This is a genomic window from Rothia sp. HMSC067H10 (assembly GCF_001810635.1).
Taxonomy (GTDB): domain Bacteria; phylum Actinomycetota; class Actinomycetes; order Actinomycetales; family Micrococcaceae; genus Rothia; species Rothia dentocariosa.
Window position 1 is genome coordinate 1 of record NZ_KV802290.1, and the last position, 15,614, is coordinate 15,614.

The following is a 15,614-nucleotide window of genomic DNA, read 5'->3' on the forward strand; positions in this document are numbered from 1 at the left end:
GTGCCCCGGCGAATCGGGGAATGCGCAGCTCGCCAATTCCGATGCCAACCCAGAATCCCTGCTCACGCGAAGCATACAGGGCCGCCTGCAGGGCGTCTGCGGAGCTCTCGAAAGCACCCTGAATTTCGTCCGGATAGGTTTGTGCGAATTCAACTCGGGGGTTGAGCTTGGAGAGCTTGTCGAGGAGCGCAGGCAATGAAACCTGTGGGGAACGTTGAATGAAGGTTAACACGAACACCCCTCCATTATGCCTGAGCGCCTCGGGTTTTGATAGGGTTTCGCGGTACGGGTTGGCAGGGGCAAGCACACCCGGGCGATGCTGTTTCTCACAATCGTGCCGGGTTTGGTGCTGATGAGTGTGCGCGCTGCATAGAACTGTCTAATATGCCTTGTCAGCACTCGAATGTGGGCGAGCCCCAGGGGGTGGCGGAGCGTACCAAACCCAGGTATCCGCCTAGCGCCAAGAGTTCGGGGATGCTCTGCGGTACGAACCGGTGCAGGCTGTCGGATGCGACCAGTACGGAACACCACTGCCCGCGTGAGAGCGCCACGTTCAGACGGTTAGGGGAGAGCAGAAACTCTGCGCCTCGCCCCGATGCCCCGGCATTTGAGGAGGCCATTGACACAATCGTCACCGGTGCCTGCTGACCCTGAAACTTATCAACGGTTCCCACGCGCACGCCGTGACCGTCCGCATCCAGAAGACCGGCGCGGCGCAGATGCTCCGCAATCGTATCGACCTGCGCGTTATAGGCGGCAACCACCACAATATCCTCGCCGGTGAGCTCGCGTGCGGGCTGATTCGCCCCGGGAGTCCAGGAAGCACCCACGAACTCGCCCGCTAGGCGCGCGACGGCTGCCGCTTCTACTTCGGAACGTACGGTGCAGTGCTCGTGATGAACGCCGTACATATACAGCCCAGGATCGGCGGGCAGAACGGATTCTTCACGCTCAGGAACCTTGAGGATGCGCTCGCTCGCCGCCGCTGCCGAGTGCAGCTTCCCGCCGTAGGATAGTGTGGAAACCGGCGCGCACAGCTGCGGATGCATACGCCAGGTGACTTGCAGAAAATAACCGAATGCAGCGGGCAGTACCGATTGCCCGCCGGACAGCCAACCCAGCGCCGAGGTATCCAGCGGGTACGGATGCTCACCCACCGCCACCTGCGGCAGCTGCTGCGGATCACCCAGCAGAAGCAGGTTCCGTGCGGCTCTTCCAACCGCCAGGGTGTTGGCGAGCGAAAACTGCCCGGCTTCGTCAATAACGAGCAGGTCGAGCGATCCCTCAGGAATTCGGTTCGGGTTCGCAAAATCCCAGGCGGTCCCGCCAAAAAGAATGCCGGGCGAAGTTCCGGTGCCGGGTTTTTCGCCGTCAGACCCACCGGAATTGTCTAATAAAGTGGTCAGATCTTTATCGCTGGCCTCAACCCAGGGGTAATCGGGGAGCTGAGATTTGCCCTTGGCGCGCATCACCCGGTCGGCGGGAAACAGGTTACGTTCCAGGCACGCGGTCAGCATATTCTCCACGACGGCGTGAGACTGCGCCACCACACCCACTTTCGCGCCCGCCGCAACCAACCTGGCGATCACCTGCGATCCCAAGAAAGTCTTACCTGACCCGGGCGGACCTTGAACCGCCACATAGGAACGGTCAAGGTCACGAACCGCCGCGAGTACCGCCTCAACAGTGGGCAGCTCGGCGTGAGAAAACTCCGTCTCTTGGGGCAGGCTCTCGCGGGTTTTGAGCCGCGGCGGGCGGCGTTCGATAAGGTCAAGCGTCCCGGTCGCGGCAACGTTGGGGATCGAGTCTTCAGCCTCGACCGCTACGCGCATAAGCGCCGCCTCTAGCTGTTTCGTCGTCACGGGTGCGCCCGGGGTGAGCCCCAGCGGGAAGGCCGCATGTTCTTCATCGTTCACGCGGATACGCTCGGCAACTACCATCACAACACGCTGCCCGCCACCTGTCGCCAAAGTAGCGTCCTCTGGGGGTTCGCCCGGTTCCTCATACGGTTCGAGAGACATAATTTTTGCCCCGAAAAAACCGAGTCTATGCAGTGTGTCTGGTACGCGAGCCTGCGGGTTGGTCGCGCGAAACGCCTCCACCTGGGAATCGATGCTTTCGTATGCCTTCGCGGGCGCATCGTCGGCACTATAAAGCAGATAATGCCCGGTATCGTCGGCCTTGAGAGTGTGCGAATCTGCCAGGGTAGCGACCGCGCGCAGAGTACGCATTTTCGCCCCGCGCACGCGCTCCCAATCGGTTGCGGTCTCAACATTCTCGAAAATCACGCAATTGCGCGTATTCGCCCAATTCTCGTAGGGTTCGTGCAGGCGGCGCAGATGATCCCGCCAAAACGGTGCCTTTTCGCGGCGATAGAAATCGACACCGGAGAGGAGCATCGCCAACCGGGTATTTTCGGCAGATAGCCCCCGATTCTTCTGATTCTGCTCTTCAAGCTTGGCAAGGCGTTCCCGCAGGCGCTCAAGCTGAGCGTATTCTTCATTATCGTCGGCGGGGGCGGCAGGACGCACCCGGTACGGATGCTGTGCCTTCGCGAGAATGCCCTCAAACGCCGATTCCGCCGCGGAGTCACCGGAATCCGCCCAGGATTCTTCGTCTGAATCATCGCTGCTATGAGGGACGAGCTCGGGTTCGTCAAGCGTTTCGGATGCGCCAGCTTCGGCCTCCACACGTGCCGCGCACGCTGGGCAGTCACCGCAGCTCAGCAGATCGGGAATATCGGTGAGTGCTACACCCGCCCGCCATGATGTGCGCAAAAATTCGTAGCGTTCCGTGAGGGTTTCCAGCACCGGGATCAGCCGCGCGAGCGGGTAGCGTTCCGTGCCCTGCGCGGTGCGTATTTCCACCTCGTCAGCCGCCGAATTCCCCGTACCCGCGCCGCATGAAGCCTGTGCCGCCTCCAGGAGTGCCACGACTTCTGGGTTTAACTGGGGCGCGCCGCTATCACTACGCACGACATGAGAGGGACCGCTCGCAGTAGTGTCGTGTTCGTTCTCCCGGGTGCCTGCCGTATGCCGCGAAAAATCGGCGTAGAGCGCCGTCTCGCAGTGGTGAACACTCAAAAGCTCCGTAACGGCGACTCTCGGCAGATCGTCGGGCACGGATGCGGCAGAGGGTGAAGACACGAAACTATCCTTCGGAACGGGGTGAGTGAATATGCGCGGATAACCGCAAAAGTGCTTGTGATGCGTGGCTGCTGTATGCCCTCGGATATACTCGGCAGTCAGATAAATATACAATACTTTGCATATTTGTGCTCTACTGCGAGCTGGGAACCTCGGCGGGGTTTTGTTCCGCCGCCTGGGAGGGCGCATCCTCCTGCGGCACGCTGCCACCAGCGGGCGAAGCGGAAGACGAACCATCCGGGGCCTGCGAGGAATTCGGGGCGGAACCCGAATCTGTAGCATCGGGAGCCGAGGATGAGCCCGGTACCTGTGAGCCCGAAGGTGCGGGCGTTCCCGTGGGGTTCGCGGGCGGTTCGGTACGTGCCGCCACGATCGCCGCGGCGCTATCGACCGTATCCTTCGCGCCGGGCAGAGCCTCCGCACCGCCGACGTCGTTGAGCAGGCTCACGAAAATCAGGCGTGTGCCGTCTGGGCGGGTCGCATACCCTGATAACGAAATGGCCGTGAACAGCGTGCCGGTCTTTGCCGCCACATGCCCGCGCGCATACTTATTCGCTTCTCCGCTAAAACGATCCTTGAGCGTACCCGAAACACCCGCAACCGGGAATCTGCGCTCAAGCTCGTCGTGCTTCGGATGCGCCGCCAACGCCCCCAAGGTCTGCGCCAGGGTGCGTGCCGTCACCCGGTTCTGCAGGGACATACCGCTCACATCCGCCTGCACCAGCCCGGTAACCGAAATCTTCGCCTCCTGCAGTTTCTCGCGCACAAGTTTCTGCGCCTCGGATGCGCTGCCCTCACGACCGGCGGCAATCGCCATATTACGCCCCAGCACCTCGGCGAGTACATTATCGGACTCTAACATCATCACAAAGGCCTGATCGAGCGCGGACGCCGACTGAATCTGGGCAATCTGCTCGGCATCGGCCTCACGGGGGCGGCGGTCGGCAACCGTAAACACGTACCCTGATTTGACCTCCGCATGCTCTTCACTCGCCTTATTGAGCACCTTCACGAACGCCTCCAGGGCGGCGATTCCGGCGTCTTGCGGGCGCGCCGGTTTATCGGGGGTGGACTGCCCGGGTACGGTGTGCGAGGCCAGCGCGATCGGGTTAATCGGGGTGATCTGCCCGGATTCGAGGTCGCCGGGCTCCCAGCCGGGGTTAGTCGCGGAACCCGTGTAGATCGTGGTGTCGAGGTAGACGGGGAAGGTGCCGTGCGCGACCTTGCGTTCGTTCATCTGCTGCACGGTATCCGCAGCGAGCGTGCTCAGCCCGGCGCGCATCGTCGGTGAACCCGCGGTGGCCGGTTCCGTAGCCCCTTCCACGAGCAGAGTATCGCCGCCTGCCACCAGAAACAGCCCATTTTTACCCTGCGCCACCGAGGTTGTGAAAGTGCGTTCCGGCGCGGTCTGCACGAGCGCAAAATAGGTTAGAATCTTCATGTTCGATGCGGGCAGGCGCGGGGTATCCGGGGCATCCGCATAGAGCTCACGTGTGCCGTCGAGGGCGGTCACAAGCATGGAATGGGCGGGGTAGGGGCGCTCCTGAAAGAGCTTATCGAGCTGGGTTTTCAGGTCTTGAAGCTGCTGAGTATTCAGTACCGGAGTGGGGGTTGGCGTGGGTGTGACCGACGGGGTTACGGATACGGTGCCGCTCTGCGACTGCCCGCCGCTTGGGTTTGAGCATGCGGCAAGGAATAGCGCGGGTGCTGCACCGAGCAGGGCGCGGCGAGTGAACGGGGTGTTTATCGGTTGGGGTGAACGCATCTTAAGAGCATAACGAATTCCGCCGCGAAACACCGAGCCGGTTACGCGCATCGCGAGGACTACAGGCTACCAGCTCGCCTGGAGATAGCGTGATGATGTTCGCGGCAACGTATTCGAAAGCACGATTTTTGTGGCATTGAATGGGTGTTGTGCACGCGTTCAGGGGGTACAATGGGGGAGTTGTTCGCCGCCTTGATGCGCGGTGCAGAGGCTTACATTCATAGAAAGAGGTTCCCATGGAACTCGACGTCACGATTGAAATCCCCCGCGGCTCCCGGGTGAAGTACGAGATAGACCACGAAACCGGTCGTTTGCATCTAGATCGCGTGCTGTTCACCTCAATGCAGTACCCCACCGCATACGGCTACTTTGAGAACACACTCGGCGAGGACGGCGATCCGCTGGACGCCATGTTGGTTCTAGACGTTGATATTGTTCCCGGTGTGATCGTGGAGGCTCGCCCGGTTGCTGTATTTAACATGACTGACGAGGCTGGTGGCGATGCGAAGGTACTGTGTGTGCCCACCGATAAGCGCTACGATCACATCAAGTCGCTGGCGGACGTGCCCGAGCAGCTCAAGGCTGAGATTCAGCACTTCTTCGAGCGCTACAAGGACCTGGAACCCGGCAAATGGGTGAAGGGCGAAGGCTGGGACGACATCGCCGCGGCAGAGAAGATGGTTCAGGAGGCGATCGACCGCTTCGCCGCTGAAGGTCACTAGGCCTTACTCGCGTTCCTGTTAACATCGGGAGCGGTTTCTTCATGCGGGAGCAAATAAAGTGCTCCCGCATGAAGAAACCGCTCCCGTTTGTATTAGGGGTGCAAGAGCGGTTCTCGCGGTTGCTATTATGGAGCCGCAGTTTTCCCGAGGAGCTTTATTAAAAATTAATTTTATTGTCGTTGCACTGCGCTACGTGAACGTATAGTGTGGGAAATAATACGCTGTTCATTAAATCTTCTATACATACAGAGACGGATAATTAGCCCATAATCTGGGTATCTGTACGCGATATAGCACTATGTATTTCTTAATTAAGAGTTTGTTGTGCACCAGGAAATTTGCAGCATATGACGTCCTTGAAATGGATATGTCGTGGTGAGGAGTATAAATGAAAGGCTTGATATGTGAATGTCGAAATGCCATTCGTTTAACTGCCACGGCAGGGGTTTCTGCGATGTTTTCGGGTGATGGTACTGCCTCGCGGGCTACTGCCCCGAACGTAATGCGCAAGGTTCTTGGTACTGAAAATGTAGATAATACGTCGCACGGTATTACCGGCAAAACTAAGTCCGTTGTCGCCCTGCGAACGCGCGTGTCAGCTCTGGCCGAGACAATAACGGAATATAGTAAAGCTATTGGGCGGAGCCGAAAAACGAAACAGCTTTGGAATAGTGTCTCTGGTCTGGGGAGCGCTGTCCGTCAGAGGACCTTGTCAATGAGGTTGGTGAAGGCGCCGCAAATCCTTGGGAAGCAATACTCACCCTTGAAGGAGTTACCTCAGCCTGTCTTCCAGAGGCTATCTTCGCAAATTTATGTGGCATCGCTCGTCTGGGGCAGCGTCTCTATGTTGCGTGGAGGGCGCACGAAGGAGCGTCAGTATACGCCGGATCATCCAGAGTATGTAGTGCTGACGAGTGCACTGAAGGGCGGCTATTTCATTGGTTTTTTCGAATCGTTCTGTGTCTTTCTCGTGATTCTCAGTGCTCGGGTCGTTGTGCCAGGTTCAAAGCTTTCTGCGCTGTCTCTTCCGCGGCTGCAGATAGCTGGTATCGTATGGATTTCCTACCTCATCTTTCCGCTAGTACTCGTATTGGTGCAGCGTCCGTTGGTGGTGCGTGCACAGCATCCCTCTCCGGGAGGACTGCTATTCGCTGCATGCGATATCTTAGTGCCGCCGCTGGTGTATCTGGTGGTAACACTAGGGATGTTTCAGGATGTAGGCAAGGCGGCAACAGTAGGTTCCTGTGCCTTAGTGTTCCATGTGGTCTATGCGGCATGGCTTAAACCCTGGAAGCCTGGTTTAACCCGTACCCAAGTGCGTCACAAAATTCAAGAGACTAAACGGATGACCCGCGAACTGGTGGGCGATATCGCGCAGGAATACGCCGGGATGATGCAGGAGCGTGCTGAGATTATGCAGAAATACGCTGATGTTGATGATCCGGCGATTAAGGATCTGTTCCTGCCGGGTAATCGCTACCGTATACCTCTCAAATATGAAAAACGAGGAGAACTTCCGCGTAAGCGGTGAAAACACTTCAACACGTGGATAATGCGGGAAGGAATACGTACATGAAGAGTAGTCAGTATACACCGGATCACCCAGAGTATGTACCGCTGGGCGCTGCGTTGATGGGCGGTTATTTCATCGGTTTTTTCGAATCGTTCTGTGTCTTTTTTGTGATTCTCGCTGCTGGGGCTGTTGTGTCCGCTTTGGGGTTCTCTGCTCTGTCTCTTTTTCAAGCGGTTAGGATCGTGCTGGTTTCTTATCTTATCTTCCCGCTACTACTCGCGTTAGCTCAGCGTCCGTTGGTGGTGCGTGCACAGCGCCCCTCTCCGGGAGGGGTGCTGTTTGCTACATACGAATTCTTAATTCCTCCACTGGTGTACTTAGTGGTCGCACTGGTAGTAACTCAAGATACAGATAAGACCGCGATAGTGGGGATCTGTGCCTTGGTCTTTTACCTAGCTTACGCGGCATGGCTTAAACCCTGGAAGCCTGGTTTCACCCGGGCGGAGATACGCAGCAAGATTGAGCAGACCAAGCAGATGACTCGTGAGATGTTTGGTGAGGCTGCGCAGGAGCGTGCTGAGACGATGCAGAAGAATGCTGAGGTTGATGACCCTGCGGTCAAGGATTTGTTCTTGCAGGGTAATCGTTATCGTATGCCTCTCGATCATGACGAGAGGCGTTCCTAGCTCGCTTCTTTCTTGTGCTGCACCTGTAAGTGTCTGCGTGTTCCGGGAGCGGTTTCTTTATTTGGGAGCACTTAAAGTGCTCCCAAATAAAGAAACCGCTCCCACTTGTGTATGTGTGTCTTCTCATCTAGAGAACCTTAAAATTTTTCCGAAAAATAGTTCGTATTTACTGTATTTTTAGTCTCCCTGCGGTGTAAAATTCTTAAAAACCGAACTATTATTCGTATTTTTAAGGGGGATGCGGCCATCATGCCGCACACACGATGGCTTTTCATGCAGAAGAGTTTGCTCAGAACTTCGGGCAGCGAGTGCGGCGCATCCGTAAGGAAGAACGGCTCACCCAGCTGGAACTTTCCTATATGGTGGGTGTAAGCGATAAAACGATTCGTGATATTGAACGTGGTAAGCCGGGACCATCTTTTGGGTCTGTGCTCAAAACCGCTGAAGTGCTGGGTATATACCTCGTTGTAGAAGGTGCAGATCATGCCTAATCCAGGACTCCTCAGGGCAGACATCTATAAAGCGGGACATCTAGCCGCGCGGCTCACACAGCACAGTTCGATACACTGTGCATATGAGCCATAACAACACACAGAACCTGCTAAATGTTGAGCGCATCGCCAAAATCGTGGGCAGCCTGGCGCCCGCCGGGCCGCGCATGAAGCCCCAGGAGATGGCTGGCGTGGTCGCATCCTTGCGCAAAGCGGCGGAAGAATCCGTAGACCATGTGCACCGCATTACCGGGCTTGATGCGGCACAAGACCTGCGCGACTCCGAGGTTTTGGTGGTTGATCGAAGTACCTGGGCGAAGGCGAACGCACAGGCGTTCTCTATCATGCTCGTGCCCTTCGTCAAGCCCGCATTCGAGAAGATCCAGCAGAAAAAACCGCATGCTGACCTGGACAAACTTAAAGAAGGGTTGGCCTTCGAGGTCGGTGCCGTGCTCTCGTTCCTCTCCACCAAAGTGCTTGGGCAATATGAACCCTATGCGGCGCTGGCCGGGTACGGGCAGCCGGGTGGGCGTCTGATGCTGCTCGCCCCGAACGTGGTCTCCGTCGAGCGTGAACTCAACGTTGAACCCGAAGATTTTCGCTTGTGGGTGTGCCTGCACGAGCAGACGCACCGGGTGCAGTTTGCCGCCGCGCCGTGGCTGCGCGACTATTTTCTCGCCAAGATTACGGAGCTGGGCGATAGCGCCGCCAGCACTTTCGACCTCAAAGATGCGTTCCGTGCCGCAGCCCAGGCCCGCGCCGAAGAACCCGGGCAGGGGCGGGCGCATCCTGTGAAAGAAGCCACCGCGAAGGCACGCAAAATCGCGAGCGAGCTGACAGCCATTATGAGCCTGCTTGAGGGGCACGCAAACGTGGTGATGGATGCCGTGGACGCCCAGATTGTGCCGACCGTCAAGACGATTCGCCGCAGGTTCAACCGCCGCAGCTCAACCCAAAAGTTCCTCACAAAGCTCATTTACCGGCTGCTGGGCATGAACAAAAAGATGGCGCAGTACCGCGACGGGCAGAAGTTCGTGCAGCATATTGTGGATGCGGTCGGCATGGAACGCTTCAACGTCGTGTGGGAGCGGCCCGAGAACCTGCCGACCGAGCGGGAGATTCACAACCCCGACGCCTGGATCAAGCGTGTGCTGGACGAGGACGCCAAGGTGGTCGTAGCTGGTGGTGGGGACGAAGAGAATACCGCGTAATCCCAGAACGGGTTATATGACAAAACCGCGCGTTTCGTGACAATTTTTGTCACATAAAATGTCACGAAACATGGGGTGTTTATATGGTATATATGCACGTAAATCCCCGGTATAAAGCGGGACTAATTGCCGTGAGTCTTATATTTATGTGACAAAATTACGCGACAAAACTCTAGATTTACATGACACTTTGTCACGTAAAACCCTTTTACATGACACTTTATGTGACAAAACCGAGCATTATTTCAATACGCCAGCGTACTTGATAATGCGTAATTCGCTGCTGCGTCTGCCGCGAGGATCAAAAGGATTTGCGAATAGATTTTGTCGTAGCGGCATATACAACAGAGAAGGACAACACATGCAACATGGACGGCAGGGGCGGCTGCATCCGGCGGTGGGGAAGGCTCGCCGGGAACTGGCTCGCGCGCTGACGAACCTGCTGGGTGAAGGCGCCATCAAGGGGACCGGGCGTGCGCGGCGAGGCTCGACCGTATCGCAGCAGGGCGCAGAAACCGAGAAGCCCCTCGTGCTGGTTGCGTGCAGCGGCGGGCCAGATTCACTCGCGCTTGCCTGTATTGCCGCGCACTTTGCGCGTCGTTCCGATGTGCGTGTGGGCGCCGTCGTGGTCGATCACGGACTGCAAGCCGACTCCGCCGAGGTTGCCGCATCCACCGCAGAAACCCTCACGAACCTGGGGCTGCACCCTGTACTCACGGAGCGCGTGCAGGTTCCGCAGGGCAGCATGGGCCCCGAAATGGCGGCGCGAACCGCCCGGTACGGCGCCTTTGAACGTGCGGTGCAACAGACCGGCGCACGGGCTGTTCTGCTGGGGCATACCCTTGACGACCAGGCGGAAACCGTGCTCCTGGGGCTTGGGCGCGGTTCGGGCACACGCTCCCTCGCAGGAATGCCGCCCGTGCGCATCGAAAACGGAGTCACCTACCTGCGGCCCTTCCTCGCGCTGCGCCGCGCCGACATGCTGAATATTTGCGAAGCCGAAGGGGTCGCCCCCTGGAACGACCCCACCAACACTGACCAGACGCTCATGCGCGCGCGCATTCGGCACACTATCCTACCGTTCCTGCAAGAGCATCTTGGCGGGGATGTGGCACTCTCCCTGGCGCGAACCGCCGCAGTCGCCGGGCCTGATGCCGAATATTTGGATGCGCTCGCCGCCGCTGAATACGCCCGCCTGAAGCTGCCCGCCGGGGTTCATCTACCGGACATCCCCGGGGCTGATACGGTGCCCGGCAACCACTCCACGGATGCTGTCCCCGAAGAACCCGCCCCCGTCATTATTGCCCTGAACCGCGCGGAAACGGCGGTACTGCACCCTGCCCTTCGGATGCGCGTGCTCGCCCTGGCGACCCGCGCCGCGCAGGGGGAGAATCCCGGGTTTGAGCGGCTACAGGCGCTTGACGAGTTCGTCGCCGAGTACGCCACCGCCGGGCCGGTACAGCTGCCCGGGCATGTGAGTGTCTACCGCCGCCGCAAGGTGCACGACCCCCGCACCGATACCCGCGTGGATGCGCTGGTACTTATTTCCCAGCGGTAAGAGAAGCCTTCGACTTCATAAGCCAGTTATTGTGTTGCATCTCTCAAAGTGGCTATAGTGCCGTGTTAAGATAGCAAGGTACTGAAAATCCTTGAATCTCGATATATCACAAGGATTCGGTGGTATACGGAAGGAAAAAGCATGGGACTTTTTGGCAGCGATAAGAACCCGAGGACGGAACTTGCCGTTCTCTTCGCGAAGGAAGACGAACCGATGGAAGCCGCCATCGATTGGGCTCGTTCCGTAGCGGATAAGGCGGGTCTTGACCCTGCGAAAGATGAGGTTCAGCTGATTCGCGAGCTGCGCCGCACAGAGCTGAATCTTGATCTGAAAACCGCAACTTACCTGGCTGAGCAGACGGCGAAGGCGGCGCGGTAGCGGTTTATTCGTGTTTTCGGGGTCATTCTTCCACAGCACCTCAGCAGACACCCGTGAAACGTAAGCCGCGCATCAGAATTTAAGTCATACTTAAAACGGACCAAGAAAATATACCCGACCCGATAAAATATTCGGGCGGGTTCGGCGTGAAGACGCCCCGGCAAGAAAGAAGAATCCGTGCAGGCTCAAGACGTGCAGGACGATCTGAAGAACGTACTCTTCACCAAGGAAGAGATCAATGCGAAAGTTGCCGAGCTGGCGGCGCGCATCGACGAAGATTACGAAGGCAAAGACGTGCTCCTCGTGGGGGTTCTCAAGGGCGCCATTATGGTGATGGCAGACCTGTCCCGCGCGCTCAAGGGGCATTACACGATGGACTGGATGGCGGTTTCTTCGTATGGATCCGGCACGAAATCCTCGGGTGTGGTTCGTATTCTCAAAGACCTTGATACCGATCTGACCGGTCGTAATGTGCTGATTGTTGAAGACATTATTGATTCCGGGCTGACTCTTGCGTGGCTGCAGCAGAACCTTAAATCGCGCGGCGCGGAATCTGTGGAAATCTGCACCCTGCTGCGTAAGCCGAAGGTCGTCAAGACCGACGTTCAGGTCAAATACGTGGGCTGGGATATCGAACCTGAGTTCGTGGTTGGTTACGGGCTCGATTTCGCTGAGAAGTACCGCAACCTCGACTGTGTGGCGACTCTGCACCCGCACGTATACTCCTAAAACCCGGTCGTGCGCAGCGTGCGCACAAGATTTTTGGTGCCCGCGCATCCTGAGAAAATTCTAGATGCGCGGGCACGCTTATGCCTGCGCGCAGAGTTTCTCGAAACCGTGCGTCACCGCTTAGCTAATCCGCAGCCAGGGGTAAAGGTTTCCCTTGACGAGCTGTAGAGTGAAACCATGAACAATGTGATGATGATCGATGGTCATAAGGCTGTCATTCAATACGATCCAGAGACAGAGATGCTGCGTGGCGAATTCATTGGTTTGAATGGTGGCGCAGATTTTTATGCAGATAACGTTGCTGACATGCACCGGGAAGGCACAGCAAGCCTGCAAACCTTTTTAGAGGTATGCAGGGAACAGAGTTGGGGATCGACCGCTTAGACATGCTTTTGCATGCCCGCACTGACTCCTTTTAGCCTTGAGGTGAAATGCCGCCGATGCAGGCGTAATCCGGCGGGGTTAGGGTACATTTAAAGTTGCATCTTTCTATCGTCACGGAGTGCTCCGGCACGCTGCGGCGCGTACCCGGCGTGTAGCCGTCGTAAACGTAAGGAATTAAGCATTGGCGCAAAAATCCAATAACTCGCCGAACGGCCCCGATAACTTTTTAGGCAGGCTGATCAATGGTCGCTGGCTGTGGGCTATCGTTATTGCAATTGTTGTCGTGGCGTTCTCGCTGAGCTCGCTTTTTGCGCAGGGCGCACGCCAGGTAGATACCAACGTTGGTTTGCAGCTGCTCAACGACCATCAGGTGAAGAGCGCGAAAATCTATGATGGCGACCAGCGTGTTGAGCTGCAGCTGAAGGAAGACTATAAGCAGGGCAGCAACAACTACGGTTCCTCTGTGAAGTTCTACTATGTGCAGCCGCGTGCCGAAGAAGTCGTGCGGACCATGAACGGCGCCCAGCTGGAGAGCTACACCGATCAGCCGGTGGAAAACAGCTTCTTGGGTTCGCTGATTTCTCTGTTGCTGCCGGTGCTTCTTTTTGGTGCAATTTTCTGGCTGCTCATGGGTCGCATGGGCGGTAACTCTTCGGTCATGAGCTTCGCGAAGTCGCGCGCGAAGAAGTTCAACAAAGATAACCCGACCGTGCGTTTCTCCGATGTCGCCGGTGTTGATGAGGCACTGGCTGAGCTTGAAGAGGTGCGCGAGTTCCTTGCGGAGCCCGAAAAGTTCACCCGACTAGGCGCTAAGATTCCTAAGGGTGTGCTGCTGTACGGCCCTCCCGGTACCGGTAAGACCCTGCTCGCGAAAGCTGTTGCGGGTGAGGCTGGCGCGCCTTTCTATTCGATTTCCGGTTCCGACTTTGTTGAGATGTTCGTGGGTGTGGGCGCATCCCGCGTGCGCGATCTGTTCAAGGAAGCAAAATCTAACCCCGCCGCAATCGTCTTCGTGGACGAGATCGATGCGGTCGGTCGCCGCCGCGGCGTCGGCATGGGCGGCGGTAACGATGAGCGCGAGCAGACCCTTAACCAGCTGCTTGTCGAAATGGACGGTTTCGACGGCAACTCCAACGTGATCGTGATTGCTGCGACCAACCGCCCGGATGTGCTCGACCCCGCCCTGCTGCGCCCGGGTCGTTTCGACCGCCAGATCGGTGTGGATGCGCCCGATATGAAGGGCCGCCAGCGCATCCTTGAGGTGCACGCCGCCGGTAAGCCGATCGACCGTCGCGTCGATTTGGGGCAGGTCGCTAAGCGTACCCCCGGTTTCACGGGTGCAGACCTGGCGAACGTGATGAACGAGGCAGCCTTGCTGACCGCCCGCGATAACGGCAACGTGATTGATGACCGCGCTATCGATGAGGCTATCGACCGTGTAATGGCGGGCCCGCAGCGTGCTTCGCGCATCATGAGTGAGCATGAGCGTAAGGTGACCGCGTACCATGAGGGCGGTCACGCTCTCGTGGCTGCCGCCCTGCGCAACTCTGCGCCGGTTACCAAGATTACGATTCTGCCGCGTGGCCGTGCACTGGGTTACACGATGGTCATGCCGCAGGACGATAAGTACTCGACCACGCGCCACGAGCTACTGGATCAGATGGCCTATGCGATGGGTGGCCGCGCAGCTGAGGAAATCGTATTCCACGATCCTTCCACGGGGGCTGCGAACGATATTCAGAAGGCGAGCGATACCGCACGCAAAATGGTAGCCGACTACGGTATGAGCGCCCTGCTGGGTTCGGTAAAACTTGGCAGCGACGACACCGAACCGTTCATGGGCGGCGATCCTTCGGCGGCACGTAACTACTCTGACAAGACCGCCTACAAGATCGATATCGAGGTGCGTAAACTTCTGGAAGAAGCTCATGATGAGGCTTTCCAGATTCTCGTGGAGAACCGCGATGTGCTTGACCGCCTGGCGTTCGCTCTGCTGGAGAAAGAGACTCTGCTGGAGAATGAGATCGCTGAGATCTTCAAGGATGTGCGTAAGCGCCCCGAACGCGAGCACTGGTATTCCAAGGAAGGCCGCGAACGCACCGATATTCCGCCGGTGAAGGCTCCGAGCGAACTTGCTGCAGAGAAGAATGGTCTGGAGGGCGATTCCGATCCAACCGTGGCGATGAAGGCTCCTACGACTGCGTCCATGCCGACTGCGCCCGAGCACACGGCGCCGGGTCAGAACCTGCCCGATCAGGGCGGTCAGCCTCAGCAGATGCCGCATCCAGGCACGCAGGATATTGAGGATACCGATCCGACCGTGGCGATGCCTCCGCAGCAATACCCTGAGCAGCTGTATCCGGGTCAGCAGAATGAGCAGCAGCAGAACCCGTACCCGTATAACAACCCGAACCAGAACCCCTATGGAGGGTCGGATGAGCGAGGATAACGGCTCGGGGGTAGATAAGCCGCGCATTGAGGCGGCGGTGCGGGAAATCCTGCTGGCAATCGGTGAAGACCCTGACCGTGACGGTTTACAGAACACCCCGGCGAGAGTGGCTCGCGCCTACGAGGAGTTTTTCTCAGGCTTGCACGCCGACCCCGCCGATGTGCTGGGCACGACCTTCGATATTGCCCATTCCGAGATGGTGCTGGTGAAGGATATCCCGTTCTATTCCACGTGCGAGCATCACCTGGTGCCTTTCCACGGGGTGGCACATGTTGGATACATTCCTGGGGCTGACGGCAAGGTGACAGGGCTGAGCAAGCTGGCGCGGGTGCTTGAGGTGTATGCGCGCCGCCCCCAGGTGCAGGAGCGGCTGACCACGCAGGTGGTGGAGGCACTGGAGGAGCATCTAAACCCGCGCGGCGCGATCGTTGTGATTGAGGCCGAGCATATGTGCATGTCGATGCGCGGCGTGCGCAAACCCGGCGCGAAAACCGTCACGAGTGCGGTGCGCGGGCAGCTCAAAAACGCGGCAACTCGCGCCGAGGCGATGAGCCTGATCTTCTCGAAGCAGTAGTTTCTTAT

General features: G+C 57.9%; 13 protein-coding genes and 1 pseudogene. 11 read left to right on the top strand and 3 right to left on the bottom strand.

Features of this window, described 5'->3' with window-relative positions; translation table 11 throughout:
- The 3 genes and pseudogenes from HMPREF2756_RS03430 to dacB all read right to left on the bottom strand — a co-directional run.
- Nucleotides 1–232 (bottom strand): annotated as a pseudogene (locus tag HMPREF2756_RS03430) (recombinase RecJ); the annotation flags it as partial.
- A gap of 160 nt (nucleotides 233–392) precedes the next feature.
- The gene (locus HMPREF2756_RS03435; RefSeq protein ID WP_070618337.1) at nucleotides 393–3,146 is read right to left on the bottom strand and encodes a DEAD/DEAH box helicase; all 2,754 of its coding nucleotides are present in this window, start codon (nucleotides 3,144–3,146) and stop codon (nucleotides 393–395) included.
- 133 nt (nucleotides 3,147–3,279) lie between these two features.
- Nucleotides 3,280–4,911 carry a D-alanyl-D-alanine carboxypeptidase/D-alanyl-D-alanine endopeptidase gene (dacB, locus tag HMPREF2756_RS03440; RefSeq protein WP_246825822.1) on the bottom strand — a complete coding sequence of 544 codons (1,632 nt, stop codon included), beginning with the start codon at nucleotides 4,909–4,911 and terminating at the stop codon, nucleotides 3,280–3,282.
- Between the two features lie 236 nt (nucleotides 4,912–5,147).
- Here dacB and ppa point away from each other — a divergent pair, with 236 nt between their 5' ends.
- The 11 genes from ppa to folE all read left to right on the top strand — a co-directional run bounded on the left by ppa (nucleotide 5,148) and on the right by folE (nucleotide 15,606).
- Nucleotides 5,148–5,633 carry an inorganic diphosphatase gene (gene ppa / locus HMPREF2756_RS03445; RefSeq protein WP_048753300.1) on the top strand — a complete coding sequence of 162 codons (486 nt, stop codon included), beginning with the start codon at nucleotides 5,148–5,150 and terminating at the stop codon, nucleotides 5,631–5,633.
- A 454-nt stretch (nucleotides 5,634–6,087) separates the two neighbouring features.
- Nucleotides 6,088–7,164 (top strand): hypothetical protein, encoded by a 1,077-nt coding sequence (locus HMPREF2756_RS03450; protein WP_246825823.1) that lies wholly within the window; start codon nucleotides 6,088–6,090, stop codon nucleotides 7,162–7,164.
- A gap of 41 nt (nucleotides 7,165–7,205) precedes the next feature.
- Nucleotides 7,206–7,832: a hypothetical protein gene (locus HMPREF2756_RS03455; protein ID WP_070618342.1), complete on the top strand. Its 627-nt coding sequence runs from the start codon at nucleotides 7,206–7,208 to the stop codon at nucleotides 7,830–7,832.
- A 263-nt stretch (nucleotides 7,833–8,095) separates the two neighbouring features.
- Nucleotides 8,096–8,323: a helix-turn-helix transcriptional regulator gene (locus tag HMPREF2756_RS03460; RefSeq protein WP_004005772.1), complete on the top strand. Its 228-nt coding sequence runs from the start codon at nucleotides 8,096–8,098 to the stop codon at nucleotides 8,321–8,323.
- A gap of 83 nt (nucleotides 8,324–8,406) precedes the next feature.
- Nucleotides 8,407–9,534 carry a zinc-dependent metalloprotease gene (locus HMPREF2756_RS03465; protein WP_070618345.1) on the top strand — a complete coding sequence of 376 codons (1,128 nt, stop codon included), beginning with the start codon at nucleotides 8,407–8,409 and terminating at the stop codon, nucleotides 9,532–9,534.
- Between the two features lie 361 nt (nucleotides 9,535–9,895).
- On the top strand, nucleotides 9,896–11,092 hold the full coding sequence (tilS, locus tag HMPREF2756_RS03470; protein WP_070618348.1) for a tRNA lysidine(34) synthetase TilS: 1,197 nt from the start codon (nucleotides 9,896–9,898) through the stop codon (nucleotides 11,090–11,092).
- A 141-nt stretch (nucleotides 11,093–11,233) separates the two neighbouring features.
- The gene (locus HMPREF2756_RS03475) at nucleotides 11,234–11,470 is read left to right on the top strand and encodes a hypothetical protein (protein WP_070618351.1); all 237 of its coding nucleotides are present in this window, start codon (nucleotides 11,234–11,236) and stop codon (nucleotides 11,468–11,470) included.
- Nucleotides 11,471–11,647: 177 nt separating this feature from the next.
- Nucleotides 11,648–12,199, top strand: coding sequence for a hypoxanthine phosphoribosyltransferase (hpt, locus tag HMPREF2756_RS03480; protein ID WP_004005768.1), 552 nt, complete (start codon nucleotides 11,648–11,650; stop codon nucleotides 12,197–12,199).
- Nucleotides 12,200–12,376: 177 nt separating this feature from the next.
- Nucleotides 12,377–12,583 carry a type II toxin-antitoxin system HicB family antitoxin gene (locus HMPREF2756_RS03485; protein ID WP_070618354.1) on the top strand — a complete coding sequence of 69 codons (207 nt, stop codon included), beginning with the start codon at nucleotides 12,377–12,379 and terminating at the stop codon, nucleotides 12,581–12,583.
- Between the two features lie 181 nt (nucleotides 12,584–12,764).
- Nucleotides 12,765–15,032, top strand: coding sequence for an ATP-dependent zinc metalloprotease FtsH (gene ftsH / locus HMPREF2756_RS03490; protein ID WP_070618358.1), 2,268 nt, complete (start codon nucleotides 12,765–12,767; stop codon nucleotides 15,030–15,032).
- Nucleotides 15,019–15,606, top strand: a complete 588-nt coding sequence (gene folE / locus HMPREF2756_RS03495) for a GTP cyclohydrolase I FolE (protein WP_048778824.1) — start codon at nucleotides 15,019–15,021, stop codon at nucleotides 15,604–15,606. The genes ftsH and folE overlap by 14 nt, the downstream gene beginning before the upstream one ends.
- Nucleotides 15,607–15,614: the final 8 nt, after the last annotated feature.